Raw genomic sequence first — 13,880 nt, forward strand, 5'->3', positions numbered from 1 at the left:
GTCCGTCTGGTCGCGCTATTGCGCGTTATCACGTGCGCTCGGTCTTAATGATTTCGGTCATGGTCACGCCGAGCTTGTCCTCGACCAGGACGACCTCGCCGCGGGCGACCAGCTTGTTGTTGACGTAGATGTCGATGGCCTCGCCGACGCGCCGGTCGAGCTCGAGCACGGTGCCGGGCCCGAGCTTCAAGAGCTCGCTGACGTCCATCTTGGAGCGGCCGAGCACGGCCGAGACCTGCACCGGCACGTCGAACACGGCCTCGAGGTCGGCGGCGGCGCGGGCCGCATATTCGTCCTCGTTGTAGCCGACGTCGGTGCCGGCAGGAGGCATCGGGCCGTTGAGATCGGGCAGCGGGACCTGTCCGTCGGTGTCGCTCATGGCTTAGCTCCCCCTCCGGGACGCGATATAGCGTCCGACCATGTCGTCGATCTTGGCCGCGATGGCGCCACGCTCCAGCACGACGCCGCCATCGGCCCACTCGATCCGGCAGTCGCCGGTGGCAATTTCAGGCTCGGCCAGGATCACCAGCCGGCCCTCGAAGCCGCTCTGCTTGGCGAGCCGCTCGATCTTCTCGCGCGCGCTGTCGTAGAGCGAATCGTTGATACGGACGACGAGATGCGGCGTCGCGACCAGGTGCGAGAAGCAGTCCTTGACCAGCGCGACGATCTCGCCGAGCGGCTCGGCGGCGACGAGATCGGCGCACAGCTTGCGCGCCACCGCGATCGCGACCTCGACCGCTTCGGTCTCCATCTTGGTCTCGATGTTGCCGATGCCAGAGGCCAGGCCCCGGATGCCGATGTTGATCTCTTCCATGGCGAGCGCGACGCGGCGGTCGCTCTCGGCCTTGGCTTCGCGTTGGCCGGCGGCAAAGCCGTCCTGATAGGCGCGCGCCTCGGCTTCGGCGACCTTCTGGGCGATCTCGGCCGCGGTCGCAGCCTTTTCGCGCGTCCGCTCGGGCGCCGCGAAGTCGGTATCGAACAGGAATTTGGCCGGAGCGCCCATCAATACACCAGCTCGTCGTCGGCGCGGTTCTTGGTCAGCATGATCTCGCCCTTGGCGGCGAGGTCCTTTGCGAGGTTGACCAGCAGCGCCTGGGCCTCGTCGACGTCGCGCAGGCGCACGGGGCCCATAGCCGCCATGTCGTCCTGGAGCATCTTGGCCGCGCGCGAGGACATGTTGCCGAAGAAGAAGTTGCGGACGTCCTCGTTGGCGCTCTTGAGCGCGACGCCGAGCTTGTCCTTGTCGACGTTGCGCATCAACGTTTGGGCCGAGCCGGAATCCAGCTTGACGAGGTCGTCGAAGGTGAACATCAGCGCCTTGATGCGCTCGGCCGATTCCCGGTTCTCCTCTTCCAGCGAGGTGATGAAGCGGGTTTCGGTTTGGCGGTCGAAATTGTTGAAGATTTCCGCCATCACCTCGTGGGCGTCGCGGCGCCGGGTCTGTGACAGGTTGGACATGAATTCGGTGCGCAGCGTCTTCTCCACGCTCTCGATCACCTCTTTCTGGACCGCCTCCATCTTCAGCATGCGGTTGACGACGTCCAGCGCCAGCTCCTCGGGGAAGATGCCGAGCACGCGGGCGGCGTGTTCCGGCTTCAGCTTCGAGAGGACGACCGCGATGGTCTGCGGATATTCGTTCTTGAGATAGTTCGCGAGCACCTCTTCCTGCACGTTGGAGAGCTTCTCCCACATGTTGCGCCCCGCAGGGCCGCGGATCTCGTCCATGATGCCGTTGACGCGCTCCGGCGCCAGGTATTGCTGGAGCAGCCGCTCGGTCGCGTCGAAATTGCCCATCAGCGCGCCGGAAGCCGACATGCGCGAGACGAATTCGAGCAGCATGTCCTCCACCGTGTCGACCTCGACGGTGCCGAGCGTGGACATTTCCAGCGAGAGCTGGCGCACCTCGTCGTCGTCGAGCAGCGACCAGATCTTGCCGCCATACTGCTCGCCCAGTGCCAGCATCAGGATCGCGGCGCGCTTCGGCCCCGCGACCGTTTCGACCTTGCCGCCGCCCGCGCGGCTGCCGGCACGCTGGCCGAGCGTGGAGATCACGCTGGTGATGTCGTTCGAGTTGGCGTTCTGCAGATTGCCGGCCATGTCAGCTCACTTCTCGATTATTTTGCGGGTTCGGTCAGCCACTGGCGAATGATGGCGACGGTTTCGTTCGGGTTGCGCTCGGCGAGCTCGCCGACGCGGTGGACGGACTGGGCGTGGACCTGGCCCTGGATGGTGGCAACGTCGATCGCGCTCGCGGCGCCGCTCGGCAGGAGCGGCTGGCCGGCCGGCGCGGCCTCGTCGCTCGCGGCCGGGCCGGCGAGCACGCCGGAGATGGCGGCGGCGACTTCGTCGGACGCCAGGATGCGCTTGACCAGCGGGCGGATCACCATGAACAGCACGACCAGGCCGAGCAGCATCATCACGCCGAGCTCGACGAAGTACATGACGTCGTCCTTGGTGAACTGCAGCATGCCGAGGAAGCCGCTGGGTTCGCCGATCGGCGCAGTGGAAGGGGCGTCGGCGAAGCGCAGATTGACGACCTCGACCTGGTCGCCGCGCTTCTGGTCGAAGCCGATCGCCGAGCGGACCAGGGTGGCGATGCGGTCGAGCTGCTCCTTGGTGCGGTCCGTGTAGGCCAGCTCGCCCTTGTCGTTCTTGGTGTAGATGCCGTCGACCAGCACCGCGACCGAGATGCGGTTGACCCGGCCGGCCTCGGTCACCTCGGTCTTGGTGGTGCGGGAGATCTCGTAATTGTTGGTCTCCTCGGTCTTCTTGCTCTGGTCCTTGGCTGCGACGCCGTTGTTCTGCTGGTTGCCGGGCAGCTCGTTGTTGACGGTGACCTGGCCGTTGTTGTCGGCGGTCATGCTGCTTTCTTCGCGGGTCTGGCTCGAGCGCAGCACGCGGCCCTCGGGGTCGAACTTGTCCGAGGTCTGGGTGACCTTGTTGAAGTCGAAATCGGCGGAGAGCTGGACGCGGGCGCGGCCCGATCCGACCACGGAGGAGACGATGTCCTCGACCTGCTTGCGCATCCGCTTCTCGAAGGCGGTGCGGCGCTCGTCCCCGAGCGCCTGCTCCGGATCGGTCTGGGCGCCGTCGGCGAGCAGCTGGCCGGCCTCGTCCACGATCGAGACGCGCTGCGGCTTCAGGCCGTTGACGGCGGAGGCGACGAGATGGCGAATGGCCCGGATCTGCTGCGCTTCGAGCGAGCCGCGGACGCGGACCACGATCGAGGCCGACGGCTCCGGCGCCTCGCGCGCGAACAGCGGCCGTTCGGGCAGCACCAGGTGGACGCGGGCGGCCTGGATGCGGTCGATGGCGCGGATGGTGCGGGCGAGCTCGCCTTCCAGCGCGCGCAGATGATTGATGTTCTGGACGAAGGAGGTGGTGCCGAGCGCGTCCGACTTGTCGAACACCTCGTAGCCGACGCCGCCGCCCTTGGGCAGGCCGCCCTCGGCGAGCTTCATTCTGAGGCGCGTGACCTTGTCCTTGGGCACCATGATGATGGAGCCCTCATTGCGGATTTCGAACTGGATGCCCTGGCGTTCCAGGTCTTTGACAATGCTGGAGGAATCTTCGACGCTGAGGTCGGTGAACAACGTCGTCATCTGCGGCGTGGTGACGCGCATGATGACGAACGCGAAGAAGCCGATGAGCGCGGCGGTGACCGCGATCATCGCCCCGAACCGGGCGGCACCGATACTTTTTAAGAAGTCCGCAAGACCTTGCAAGCAACCGCCCCGACCAATGCGACCCGCAACCGAGCGGCCGACTGGGCAATTATTGCCTAGGGGATGGTTTCGATATGGTTAACGAAGGTTAAGAGGTCGGACAAAAGTAGCGGCATGAAAAAAATCGGCCTCGCTGGGCGAGGCCGATTTTCGTCAAAAGCCGCAGATTTCCGGATCGCTTACTGGCGATATTGCTGGATGCGGGTGGTGCGAAGACCCGCCAGACCGTGCTGGTCGATGGAAAACTGCCAGGAGAGGAATTCGTCGACCGTCAGGGTATATCGGCTGCAGGCCTCCTCGAGGGAGAGAAGTCCGCCGCGCACAGCGGCGACGACCTCGGCCTTGCGGCGGATGACCCAGCGTTTGGTGCCGGGTGCGGGCAGATCTGCGATCGTCAGCGGACTGCCGTCCGGCCCGATGACGTATTTTACCCTCGGGCGATGGGGTTCTGTCATGGCGTACTCACAAACTCTCAACCACTGAACTCACGCCGTAACCGTAACCCCCGCGGCTTAAAAATCCGCTAAGCCTAAGGCTTCAATACAATTCTCGTTGAAACTTGCGGGAACGCGGCCGGCCTGGCGGGCGAAAAGGCCGGCCAGGCGGGTAGAAGGTAAATACTTTACTAACGAACGGGGCCTGCCGTGGTGTCGCAAGGCCCCTCAACCGTCGTCCTGGCGAAAGCCAGGACCCATACCCCAGGGAGTAGTTGCTGCGAAGACTCGGGGTCACGTCCTCGCACTAAAACGACGTTCGGTGGTTATGGGTCCTGGCTTTCGCCAGGACGACACCGAGTATGTTGAACCGCTACAGCCTCAATCGCTCGCCGCAATAATGCTCTTCACCTGGCTCAGCGTGTAGCTGGCGCCGTCGATGGTGAGCAGCGGCGGTGACTGGGTCAGATCGACCGACGACACCACGCCCTGCACCTGCGCGGCGATGCCGATATTGTTGTTCGCGACGTCCTTGCCGGTCGCCGAGATCGTGTACTTGCCGTCGGGCCATTGCGTGCCGTCATTGCCCATGCCGTTCCAGGTGAAGGGAATGTCGGTGCCGGCGGCGGCGGTGTATTTGCCGGTGAACACGGTCTGGCCGCTGGCATTGGCGATGGTGATGTCGACGGTGGAATCGGACGGCACGTTGAGATGCCAGGTCGCCGACGAGTTCTTCATCGTCGCGGTCGAGCCGTCGACCAGCGCGGTCTTGCCGACGAAGCCCAGCGCCTGGGTCGCCTGGGTGGTCTGCTGCAGGGTGACGAGCTGCGCCAGCGAGTCGTTGGTCTTGAGCTGCTGCTCGACGCCGGCGAATTGCACCAGCTGCTGGGTGAACTGGTTGGTGTCGAGCGGATCGAGCGGGTTCTGGTTCTGCAACTGCGTCGTCAGCAGCGTCAGGAAGGTCTGGAAGTTGCCGGCGAGCGTCGATCCCGTGGTCGAGCTCAGCGAGTTCGACGAGGAGGACGACGACGATGTCGGCTGCGTCGTACCTGAGACGACGGCGGGGGCGGTGGCGGCATTCGTGGTGGTCATAAGCGAATACTCCTCACACTCTGATGTCGACGCCGCTGCTCGATCCGAGCATGCGGCCGTAGCCGCGCCCCGCGGGCACCGCGGGAACGCTGTCGTCCTCGCTGACGATCAGCCGGCGGGCATTGCCGCCATTGTCGTTGTTCTGGCCGGAGTTCTGGCCCGACGAGTTCTGGTCGCGCAGGCTGAAGGACAGCCCGTTGCTGCCGGTCTTGAGGCCGGCATCGTCGAGCGCGCGCTGCAATTGCGGCGCGTCCTGCCGCAGCATCTGCAGCGTCTCCGGCTTCTCGACGGTGAGATGCGAGGTGACCTGGCCGTTGCGGTCGACATTGATGCGGACGTCGATGCGGCCGAGATCGACCGGGTCGAGGCTGATGTCGAAGCGCGTCTTGCCCGCGCGTGCGGCCGCCGCGATCTCGATCGGCACGGCGTTGATCGGCACCGCCGCGGAAGTGGCCGCGGTTGCGGTCAGCGTTGCGGTCGAGGCGGTCGCCGTCGAGGTGGTCGTGGTCAGCGGCGCCTGCACGGCGGCGGCCTGCGCGCTGCTGTCGGTCGCGTTGAAAGCGGCCTGCGCATTGGCATGGGCGTGGGCGGCCGTTGCCGCAGGGATCGCGTCGGGCGCACGGTCCGCGGCACTTGGCTTCGCGTCGGACGCGCTGCCATCTGCCTGCGGCTTGGCGGCTTGCGTATGCGCGGCGGCGTTGGTCGCCGGCGCCTGCGGCGTGGCGGCGTTCGCCTTGCCCGCGTCCTGGCCGATATTGGAGATGTCGGTCTGTCCTTGCGCGGTGGCGGCGGCCTTGAACGAGGTCTTTGGCGTGCCCTGGTCGACGGCGGCGATCAGCCCGCCATTGGTCTTGGCATCGGTCGCGGTGCCGTCGGTCGCGCCGGTCGCGGCATCGGCCAGCGTCGCCGAGGTGTCGGCTTCGACTTTCGCGCCGGCCGTCTTGGCGCTCTTGTCGCCGGGCGTCGCGGTATCGGTCTTGGTGCCCGCGATCTGCGCCGCGGTGGAGGCGCTGGCGGCGATGCCGGCGGCGGCGATCGTCAGCGGCGAAGTGGCGGCATCGCCGGCCTGGCCCGCGGCCGCATTCGGATCGACCGGCACGACGGGCGCGGCGACGACGATCGCGTTGGGATCGGGCACGGCGGTTTGCGTCGCATCGACTTGCGCGGCGGTTGCGGCATCGACGGCGGCGGCGAGGCCGTCGGTGGTCTTGTCACCTTTGGTCTCGTCCGACTTGTCCGCCGATTTGGCGTCTGACGTCTCGGACTTGTCCTTGTCCTTGGCCTTGCCCGTCTTGACCGAATCCTTGGTCGGATCCTTGGCCGGATCGTCGCTGGCCTCGCTCTTGGTGGGGCCGGGCGTGTCGGTGTCGTCGCTGGCCTTGCTCTGCGCGGGGGAGTCCGTGGAGGAGGTGTCGCGCGAGCTGCGGTCGGAGGCGGATGACGACGAGGCGGAATCGGTCCGGCGCGGCGCGGTATCCTGGGCCGGCGCGTTGTTGCTGATCGCCTGGGTGTTGCTGTCGACCAGCGAGCCGAAGGAGTCGCTCGCCGACGTGTCCTTCGTGCTTTGCGAGCGCGCAGGCTTCTGCTGGGCGCTCGAAACCTGGACGCTGGCAGCTAGATCTGACGAAACACCGACCACAGGCGACCCCTTGGAAACATCTTCGGGATAGGGGTAGCAAGGAGCGGGCCAGCCTCCTGAACGGCGATTTTATCAAGTTAAATCAACATATTGGCAGATTTGTCACCCCGCCGCGAGGGGCGCAAGAGCCCCGCCATTTCTGCCTCCCCGGCAAGAATTGCCCTAAGCAGGCGGCCGGCGTGATTGCTTCACCGGAATGCGGCCTATATTAAAGAGGCAGCTCTCAGCCGCTTTCGACCGGGCAAGTCGCGCCACCGCGGGAACCGAAGTTCCCCCGGGACCGTTCATGTCCCGGCCAGAAGCAAATCGCGGATCGCCGAACCGCCGTCACAGCTCAAGAACCCATGCTCAACAGTCTGGATCTCGAAGGCCGTCCTGAGGACACCAGGGTCGTTGTCGCCATGTCGGGCGGCGTCGATTCCTCGACGACGGCTGCGCTGCTGAAGGCTGAGGGCTACGACGTCGTCGGCATCACGCTGCAGCTCTACGACCATGGCGCGGCCACCCATCGCAAGGGCGCCTGCTGCGCCGGCCAGGACATCCACGACGCCCGCGACGTCGCCGCCAAGCTCGGCATTCCCCATTACGTGCTCGACTACGAGGACCGCTTTCGCGAGTCCGTCATCGACAATTTCGCCGACAGCTACGCGCTCGGCGAGACGCCGGTGCCCTGCATCGAGTGCAACCGCAGCGTCAAATTCCGCGACCTCTTGAAGACCGCCCGCGAGCTCGGCGCGCAGGCGCTCGCCACCGGCCATTACGTCGCCTCGCGCCGGCGCGATGACGGTTCACGCGCGCTGGTCTGTGCGGCCGACGCCGATCGCGACCAGAGCTATTTCCTGTTCGCGACCACGCAGGAGCAGCTCGACTTCCTGCGCTTCCCGCTCGGCGACATGACCAAGCCCGAGACGCGCGAGCTCGCCCGCCGCTTCGGCCTGTCCGTCGCCGACAAGCACGACAGCCAGGACATCTGCTTCGTGCCGACGGGCCGCTACACCGACATCATCACGCGCCTGCGTCCGAACGCGATGGACCCCGGCGACATCGTCGATCTCGACGGCCGCGTGCTCGGCCAGCATCACGGCATCGCCAATTTCACCGTCGGCCAGCGCCGCGGCCTCGGCATCGCCTCGGGCTCGCCGCTGTTCGTGGTGCGGCTGGATGCAGCGCACCGCCGCGTCGTCGTCGGCCCGCGCGACGCGCTGAAGATGCACCGCATCTCCTTGCGCGACGTCAACTGGATCGGCGGCGGCGATATCGACAGCGCGATCGGAAGCGGCCTGGAGATGTTCGTGCGCGTGCGCTCGACCCGCTCGCCGCAGCCGGCCTGGCTGCGCGGCGCCGGCGGCCATTACGAGGTCGAGCTCGTCGCCGGCGAAGAAGGCGTCTCGCCCGGCCAGGCCTGCGTGTTCTACGACGCACCGTCGGGCCAGGCCCGCGTGCTCGGCGGCGGTTTTATTCAGAGCGCCGCGGCGAAGCTTGACGCGGCCACATCGCGCCCGCTCGCGGAGGCCGTGCGCGGCTGACGGATGACGACATCAAGCGCAACTCATTGGGCTGGGTTCACCTCTCCTGTTGGGGAGAGGTGAAGTTAAGGGCAGGGGGCATGGCAGCAGACATCTCGCGGGCGGGGGTCGAGAAGGCCTATGGCCGCTGGGCGCCGGTCTACGATCTCGTGTTCGGCAAGGTCTTTGACGCCGGCCGGCAGTCGACCATCGCGGAAGCCGACCGCATCGGCGGCCGCATCCTCGACGTCGGCGTCGGCACCGGCCTGTCGCTGTCGGATTACGCGCGCACCACAAAGATCTGCGGCGTCGACATTTCCGAGCCGATGCTGCGCAAGGCGCAGGCGCGCGTGCGCGCGCTGCGGCTTTCCAATGTCGAAGTGCTCTCGGTGATGGACGCGAAGAACCTCGCCTTCCCCGACAACGCCTTCGACGCGGTGGTCGCGCAATATGTCATCACCGCCGTGCCCGATCCGGAAGGAACGCTCGACGAGTTCGTCCGCGTGCTCAAGCCGGGCGGCGAGCTGATCCTCGTCAACCACATCGGCGCGGAAAAGGGTCTTCGAAGGATCTCCGAACTCGCCTTCGCCCCCGTCGCCCGCCGTCTCGGCTGGCGCCCGGAATTCCCGTGGGCCCGCCTCGTCAACTGGGCCACGAGGCACGGCGGCGTCACGCTCACCGAGCGCCGGCCGATGCCGCCGATGGGCCATTTCTCGCTGATCCGCTACCGCAAATCGTGATCGGAAGCATGATCCGGAAAAGTGTGAAGCGGTTTTCCGACAAGATCATGCTCAAAAGACAAAGGTTAAAGCGCGAGTTCCTCGCGCTTTAATCGGAACACGCGCCGAGTCCGGCGCGTTTTCCTCCCATGCGCACGACATCAAACATCATCCTGGCAAGCCTCCTGATCGCCGCCTCCGGAGCTGCGATCGCGCAGGCCCCGCCCGCCCCGGCGACGCCGCCGCAACAGACCGCGCCGCCATCCCCGCAACATGCGACCAATTGCACCCCGCAGGACCGCCCGAACCGCTCGCCCGATGGCACCACCACCGGCCAGGCCCGGGAACCGCTCGGTGACAAGCTCGCCAAATCCGACGGCGTGCTCTGCCCGCCCGCCGGCGTCGACCCCGACATGCACGCCCCGGCCCCCGAAACCGGCGGCAAGACCCCCGTCATCCCGCCCCCCGGCAGCCCCGGCGGCGACCCGAATGTGAGGCCGAAATAGCCGGTTTCTCCTTCGCCTCTCCCCGCGTGCGGGGAGAGGCCGGAATCCGCGCAAAGCGCGGATTCCGGGTGAGGGGGGCTCTCCGCGAGTCTGGTGCGCGAAAATCGCGAAACTGCCGCCAAAAAATCGCAGATTCTGATGCGAAATCAGCCCTGAGCGGCCTTGTCCCGCCGAAGCTTTTTGCGAAGGCGGATTGACTTCCCGCCGCCCCCTTCCTTATATGCCGCGCGTTCGCGAGATCGGCCGTTCCGCCGTTCGCGACCCTGTGGCGGGGTAGCTCAGCTGGTTAGAGCACGGGAATCATAATCCTGGGGTCGGGGGTTCGAGTCCCTCCCCCGCTACCAGAAAACCCTACAACATCAATAGATTAGGCGATTCACGTCGGCACGAATCTCGATCCGTAGCGCATCTGTAGCGCCGCGTCGCATGCGAACGGCAATCTAGTCCTTGAGCGCTCGTAGCTAAATCCTTCATAGGTAATCTTTCGAAGGCCGTCGTCGTTGCTGTTTTTCTCATTCGCTTGAACCGGCAGGCCCCTCGATCCTCCGCGCCGGCACGCATCAAGTGGAACGAGCCCCGCATTCTGACGAAAGCCCTAGCCAGCAATCTAATCCTTGATGGATCAAGCCCGGATCGCGTGCTCCGCGCTGCAACGAGGACACGGTCTTGAAACTGACGACAATGTCGGCCGCGAACTCGCTTCTGCTGCTCAGCCCTCTCAAGGCTGAAACAGGGGTTCGATTCCCCTAGGGAGCGCCAGCAATTTCAGGAACTTAGGTAGCCTTCAGCCGCGTACGTTGAATAATGGTTGAATAAGACGCTGGTGAACAGCGGCGAACGCGCTGGGGATTTGCTGGCGTCATGGCAGACTAACTCCCCCGCGCCCAGTTGCTCGCGAATATACGAACTCAGTCGGCCGGCATTCACGTCCCGCGCCTCGTCCGGAAACAGGAGTGATGCCAAGAGATTTGCTACTTCCGCACCGGCCACGCCTTTCCATGCCCGACGCGCATCGGTGGATTTAAGCTCCGCCTGCTTTGGAGGCTCGGCCGCCGGCCCAAGCCGATCCAAAAAGCTTGTGATCGAATTGGCGTTGGCCTGATTGGTTGCCTGATCGTTGAAGAAGACCGTCTGTATCTTCGCCTCGCCCTGGAACGAGACCTGAAATTCGCGCTCGTCAAAGGGCCGGGACTGGTTGGCCATCTTAAGAGTAAATTCAGCGAAGTGGCCGGAATTGACCGCGGTATTCTCGACTGCCGGGCCTAAGAACTGATGCGATTTGTTTGGAGCCCGCAAAGGCGCGCATATTCTTTTTGCGAGTGGGCCGGCGAGAATACTTACGTCTTTTTGATCACTGTCGTGTGGTGGCGCTTGGCGCGCGATCGCCGCAAACGTTGTCTAGCGCGCTTAGAGGTCGTTGGTCGTCTCACCTTCCTTGACCGCCCGGACCGACGTCCAGTTGGTCCAGATGCCGGCGAAGCAGGCGAGTGGCCGGGTCTCATCGAGCGCGAACCAGATGTCGCCGCCTTCGGCCTTGTTGAATTCGCTGAACGAGTTGAACGGCACCACACAGCGGTTTTCGACGCCGAGCCAGCGAGTCCAGTGCTTGCTCGTCACGTTGCGGATGTTTGTCGTGCCGCCGTCCGGCTCCATTCTGAGCAATTCCTTGAAATCCACTGCCTTGCCTTTGGCCTGTAGCTTCTCGGCTCGTTTCTTCGTGGCGTCCATCAGCGCTTTTGACGACGAGGGCATTCCCCACCGCGCCGTAGCGAGTTCGCGGCCCTCGATTCCGTTGCGCACGATCGGTGCCTTGTAGTCGGGAAACACCCCGGGCATCGGCGCCAGATTGCCAACGTATCGGTTCACGACACGGACAGCGCACTAATGGCAGCTTGGTTTGTCGTGATCGAATAAAGATTGCACATCGGTCAGGATTCGGTTCGAGGATGGCGCGGTTGCCACGTCAACTGTAGCAGAGTCGCGGATGGACGCCGGCCCGCCTTGGCGCATTTGCGGCAGCGCAGCCGGCTGGCGAGATCGTGCACGAAGGTGGTCGGCGTGTGCTTCATCGCCGCGAGGTCCACGTCGCTCGGCGTCTTGCAGCGCGCGCACCTGATCTCCAGCCAGGGGAAGCCTCCGTTCACGGCCTGTGGTCCTTTCCGCCAGCAGTTTTTTCGGCCTGTTGAAATTGCCGGAAGCACTTGAAGATAAAGGAATATTTCTGTTGCTGCCGGACGGGCGAGAGGTCCGTCCGAACCTGCTGGGCCCTAATAGGCCCTAGTTTCACATGGTGCTGGCGCGGGTCGCTCCGTCCCCTGTCGGCCGGTTGCGCTGTGCGGCCCTCCTGTAGCCTTGCGCCTACCGTCTGCCCGCGTCGTGCTGCTAGTGCGGAGGGCGAGAAGAGAGCCTATGTCAATCGGTCAGGTTGAGCGTCTTATCGGCGCAGACGTTGATGCCGGAAGCATCCGCCGATTGGCCGTCGTCGAACGTCCCGCGCAGATCGAAGCGGCAATCGCTGGCCGGCGGCAGTTTAGCCGACGCTTGCTTGCCGGGTTTCAGCGGGCCGAGTACTTCCTTCCAGTCTGCAGAGCCAGACTTGGTCGCCTCCAGCTGGACTAGATCCGCTTTGCGCGAGTTCGTCACTGTGACGGTGACTGCGCCCGCTTGGTTCGCCCTGGGCTTCGGCGCGGCGTGCGCGGCGGTAAGGCCGAACAGAGTTGCTCCCACGAGCGCTGCAGCAAGTGTCCGAGTGTGCATCGGATTGTCTCCGGTTGGCCCCCAGCAGCGACTGTCTCATTCTTCAACGCGAACCCGTCCCGGCTATGGCCGGTTCGTGTGTTTTGGAGATCAAGGTGAAGAAATCCTTTCACCCCGAAGCCCGGCGCTCCCGGCGCGCTGTGCAGCCTTCCTGGCACACTCGCGCCATGATGCCGATTGCCTGACGCGCCGCCGCTCTCCGATAATTGGGATGTCTAGGTGAAGCCGATGCCGTGCGGATCGGTCGCTAGCCAGTGCAGCGTGTCTCAACGGATGCAACGTGCGCACGGATGAGGCTCGCGACATCCGACGCATGGGTCGCAATCATGAAATGGCTGCCGCCGGGAACGGTCACCAGCGACGATCTGGAGACTGCGTTAGTCAGCACCTGGGCGACGCGCCGAACGACTGGATGACCGCGCTCGCCTCGCACGAAGAGGCTTGACGCAGTGATGTTCGCATAGGCTGCAAGCGGCACATCGAACCTCCACGCCGACGACCAGTCGAGAAGGTTCGTCGGCATGGTGGCAACAATGTAGTCCCGGGTCCGGGCTGGAAGGGCGTCAAAGCTGCCGTCGCCGCCGTAGAAGTCGATGATGCTTCGCGCAGCCAGCAGCTTTCCGTCGTCACACGCGCGGACATAAGCGTCGGCCACCGCGCGCACTTGCTCGTACAGCGCGAGATCGCCGGAGTGGCGAAGCAGATTGAATGGGGTTGCCTCGATCAAGGTCATGCTTGCGACCTTGGTCTGGTCACGGAGGGCTGTCGCCAAGCATACCGTGGCACCCCACGAATGCCCAACGAGGTGGACAGCACTGTTGGTGCGCTGGATGACGGTCTCGACGATGTCGATCTCCCGTTCGATAGAAATGTCGTCCGGGGTGCGGCGCTCTATGGTGTCGCCATAACCGAGCAGGCTCATTGTCACCGCAAGAAAGCTATCTCCTAACAGAGCGATCACGCCACGCCACAGCGCTCCCGTACTCCATGAGCCGGGCACGAAAAGAATGGTCGGCCCCGATCCTCGCTCGCGGTAGTCGATCCGTCTGTCAGAACATTCGACCATGGCTGCCCTCCGCAGTGGAGGTGTCTGTACCGAGGACCATACCACGAGCGGGTATGAACCACCCAGATTTCACCCGCAATCCGCCGTCAGGGTCCTGTGGAGGCCGGGACCTCGCGGGGACCGCGCGATCCCTCGGTGCGAGGATATTTGCAATCTTCCAAAATCACCCTGCCACCTCGCACACAATGGCGGTGCGCGATGTGGCGCATGTCGAGAACCGAGACGGTGATCTTCATCGCGGCGGTGGTCGTCTTGGTCACGCTCGCGATACTGGCTTAGGGCCTGTAGTCGATGATCGAGGGAGGCGGCATGACGGATCGGGAGAACCCACCGGCTATGCGGCGTTGCCACGAACCTGGATGTGAGGTCCGCTTCCGGCAGCGCAGTAGACGAATTGTGCTCAAAGCGAGTTCTTCGGATTTTGAGCCTGAGCTGCC

General features: G+C 64.7%; 13 protein-coding genes, 1 tRNA gene and 2 pseudogenes. 4 read left to right on the forward strand and 12 right to left on the reverse strand.

Going from position 1 to position 13,880, the window contains the following annotated elements:
* Positions 1–28: 28 nt before the first annotated feature.
* The 7 genes from fliN to XH79_RS08675 form a co-directional block, all read right to left on the reverse strand.
* Positions 29–379 (reverse strand): flagellar motor switch protein FliN, encoded by a 351-nt coding sequence (gene fliN / locus XH79_RS08645; RefSeq protein WP_018641467.1) that lies wholly within the window; start codon positions 377–379, stop codon positions 29–31.
* 3 nt (positions 380–382) lie between these two features.
* Positions 383–1,003: a FliH/SctL family protein gene (locus tag XH79_RS08650; protein ID WP_212345282.1), complete on the reverse strand. Its 621-nt coding sequence runs from the start codon at positions 1,001–1,003 to the stop codon at positions 383–385.
* Complete coding sequence (fliG, locus tag XH79_RS08655; RefSeq protein WP_212345284.1) at positions 1,003–2,097, reverse strand: flagellar motor switch protein FliG; 1,095 nt, start codon at positions 2,095–2,097, stop codon at positions 1,003–1,005. The genes XH79_RS08650 and fliG overlap by 1 nt, the downstream gene beginning before the upstream one ends.
* 17 nt (positions 2,098–2,114) lie before the next feature.
* On the reverse strand, positions 2,115–3,725 hold the full coding sequence (gene fliF / locus XH79_RS08660) for a flagellar basal-body MS-ring/collar protein FliF (RefSeq protein WP_212345286.1): 1,611 nt from the start codon (positions 3,723–3,725) through the stop codon (positions 2,115–2,117).
* 179 nt (positions 3,726–3,904) lie between these two features.
* Positions 3,905–4,180, reverse strand: coding sequence for a CtrA inhibitor SciP (sciP, locus tag XH79_RS08665; RefSeq protein WP_002714638.1), 276 nt, complete (start codon positions 4,178–4,180; stop codon positions 3,905–3,907).
* Between the two features lie 360 nt (positions 4,181–4,540).
* Positions 4,541–5,251 (reverse strand): flagellar hook assembly protein FlgD, encoded by a 711-nt coding sequence (locus XH79_RS08670; RefSeq protein ID WP_271581386.1) that lies wholly within the window; start codon positions 5,249–5,251, stop codon positions 4,541–4,543.
* A gap of 13 nt (positions 5,252–5,264) precedes the next feature.
* Entirely contained in the window at positions 5,265–6,890 is a 1,626-nt protein-coding gene (locus XH79_RS08675) for a flagellar hook-length control protein FliK (protein WP_271581387.1), read from the reverse strand.
* A 344-nt stretch (positions 6,891–7,234) separates the two neighbouring features.
* Between XH79_RS08675 and mnmA the strand changes: the two genes are divergently transcribed.
* The 4 genes from mnmA to XH79_RS08695 all read left to right on the forward strand — a co-directional run bounded on the left by mnmA (position 7,235) and on the right by XH79_RS08695 (position 9,964).
* Positions 7,235–8,416, forward strand: a complete 1,182-nt coding sequence (gene mnmA / locus XH79_RS08680; RefSeq protein WP_271581388.1) for a tRNA 2-thiouridine(34) synthase MnmA — start codon at positions 7,235–7,237, stop codon at positions 8,414–8,416.
* An 80-nt stretch (positions 8,417–8,496) separates the two neighbouring features.
* On the forward strand, positions 8,497–9,135 hold the full coding sequence (locus XH79_RS08685) for a class I SAM-dependent methyltransferase (RefSeq protein WP_212345298.1): 639 nt from the start codon (positions 8,497–8,499) through the stop codon (positions 9,133–9,135).
* Between the two features lie 128 nt (positions 9,136–9,263).
* Positions 9,264–9,620, forward strand: a complete 357-nt coding sequence (locus tag XH79_RS08690) for a hypothetical protein (protein ID WP_271581389.1) — start codon at positions 9,264–9,266, stop codon at positions 9,618–9,620.
* Between the two features lie 267 nt (positions 9,621–9,887).
* Positions 9,888–9,964 (forward strand) — tRNA-Met (locus tag XH79_RS08695).
* 421 nt (positions 9,965–10,385) lie between these two features.
* Here XH79_RS08695 and XH79_RS08700 read toward each other — a convergent pair.
* The 5 genes and pseudogenes from XH79_RS08700 to XH79_RS08720 form a co-directional block, all read right to left on the reverse strand.
* On the reverse strand, positions 10,386–10,823 hold the full coding sequence (locus tag XH79_RS08700; protein WP_271581390.1) for a hypothetical protein: 438 nt from the start codon (positions 10,821–10,823) through the stop codon (positions 10,386–10,388).
* 207 nt (positions 10,824–11,030) lie between these two features.
* Positions 11,031–11,545 (reverse strand): annotated as a pseudogene (locus XH79_RS08705) (SOS response-associated peptidase family protein); the annotation flags it as partial.
* A gap of 3 nt (positions 11,546–11,548) precedes the next feature.
* A pseudogene (locus XH79_RS08710) lies at positions 11,549–11,770 on the reverse strand (hypothetical protein); the annotation flags it as partial.
* A 262-nt stretch (positions 11,771–12,032) separates the two neighbouring features.
* On the reverse strand, positions 12,033–12,377 hold the full coding sequence (locus XH79_RS08715; RefSeq protein ID WP_271581391.1) for a hypothetical protein: 345 nt from the start codon (positions 12,375–12,377) through the stop codon (positions 12,033–12,035).
* A gap of 247 nt (positions 12,378–12,624) precedes the next feature.
* A complete protein-coding gene (locus tag XH79_RS08720) occupies positions 12,625–13,443 on the reverse strand; it encodes an alpha/beta fold hydrolase (RefSeq protein ID WP_271581392.1) in 819 nt (272 codons plus the stop codon).
* Positions 13,444–13,880: the final 437 nt, after the last annotated feature.

Source organism: Bradyrhizobium sp. CCBAU 45389 (genome assembly GCF_028128625.1).
Classification (GTDB): domain Bacteria; phylum Pseudomonadota; class Alphaproteobacteria; order Rhizobiales; family Xanthobacteraceae; genus Bradyrhizobium; species Bradyrhizobium liaoningense_B.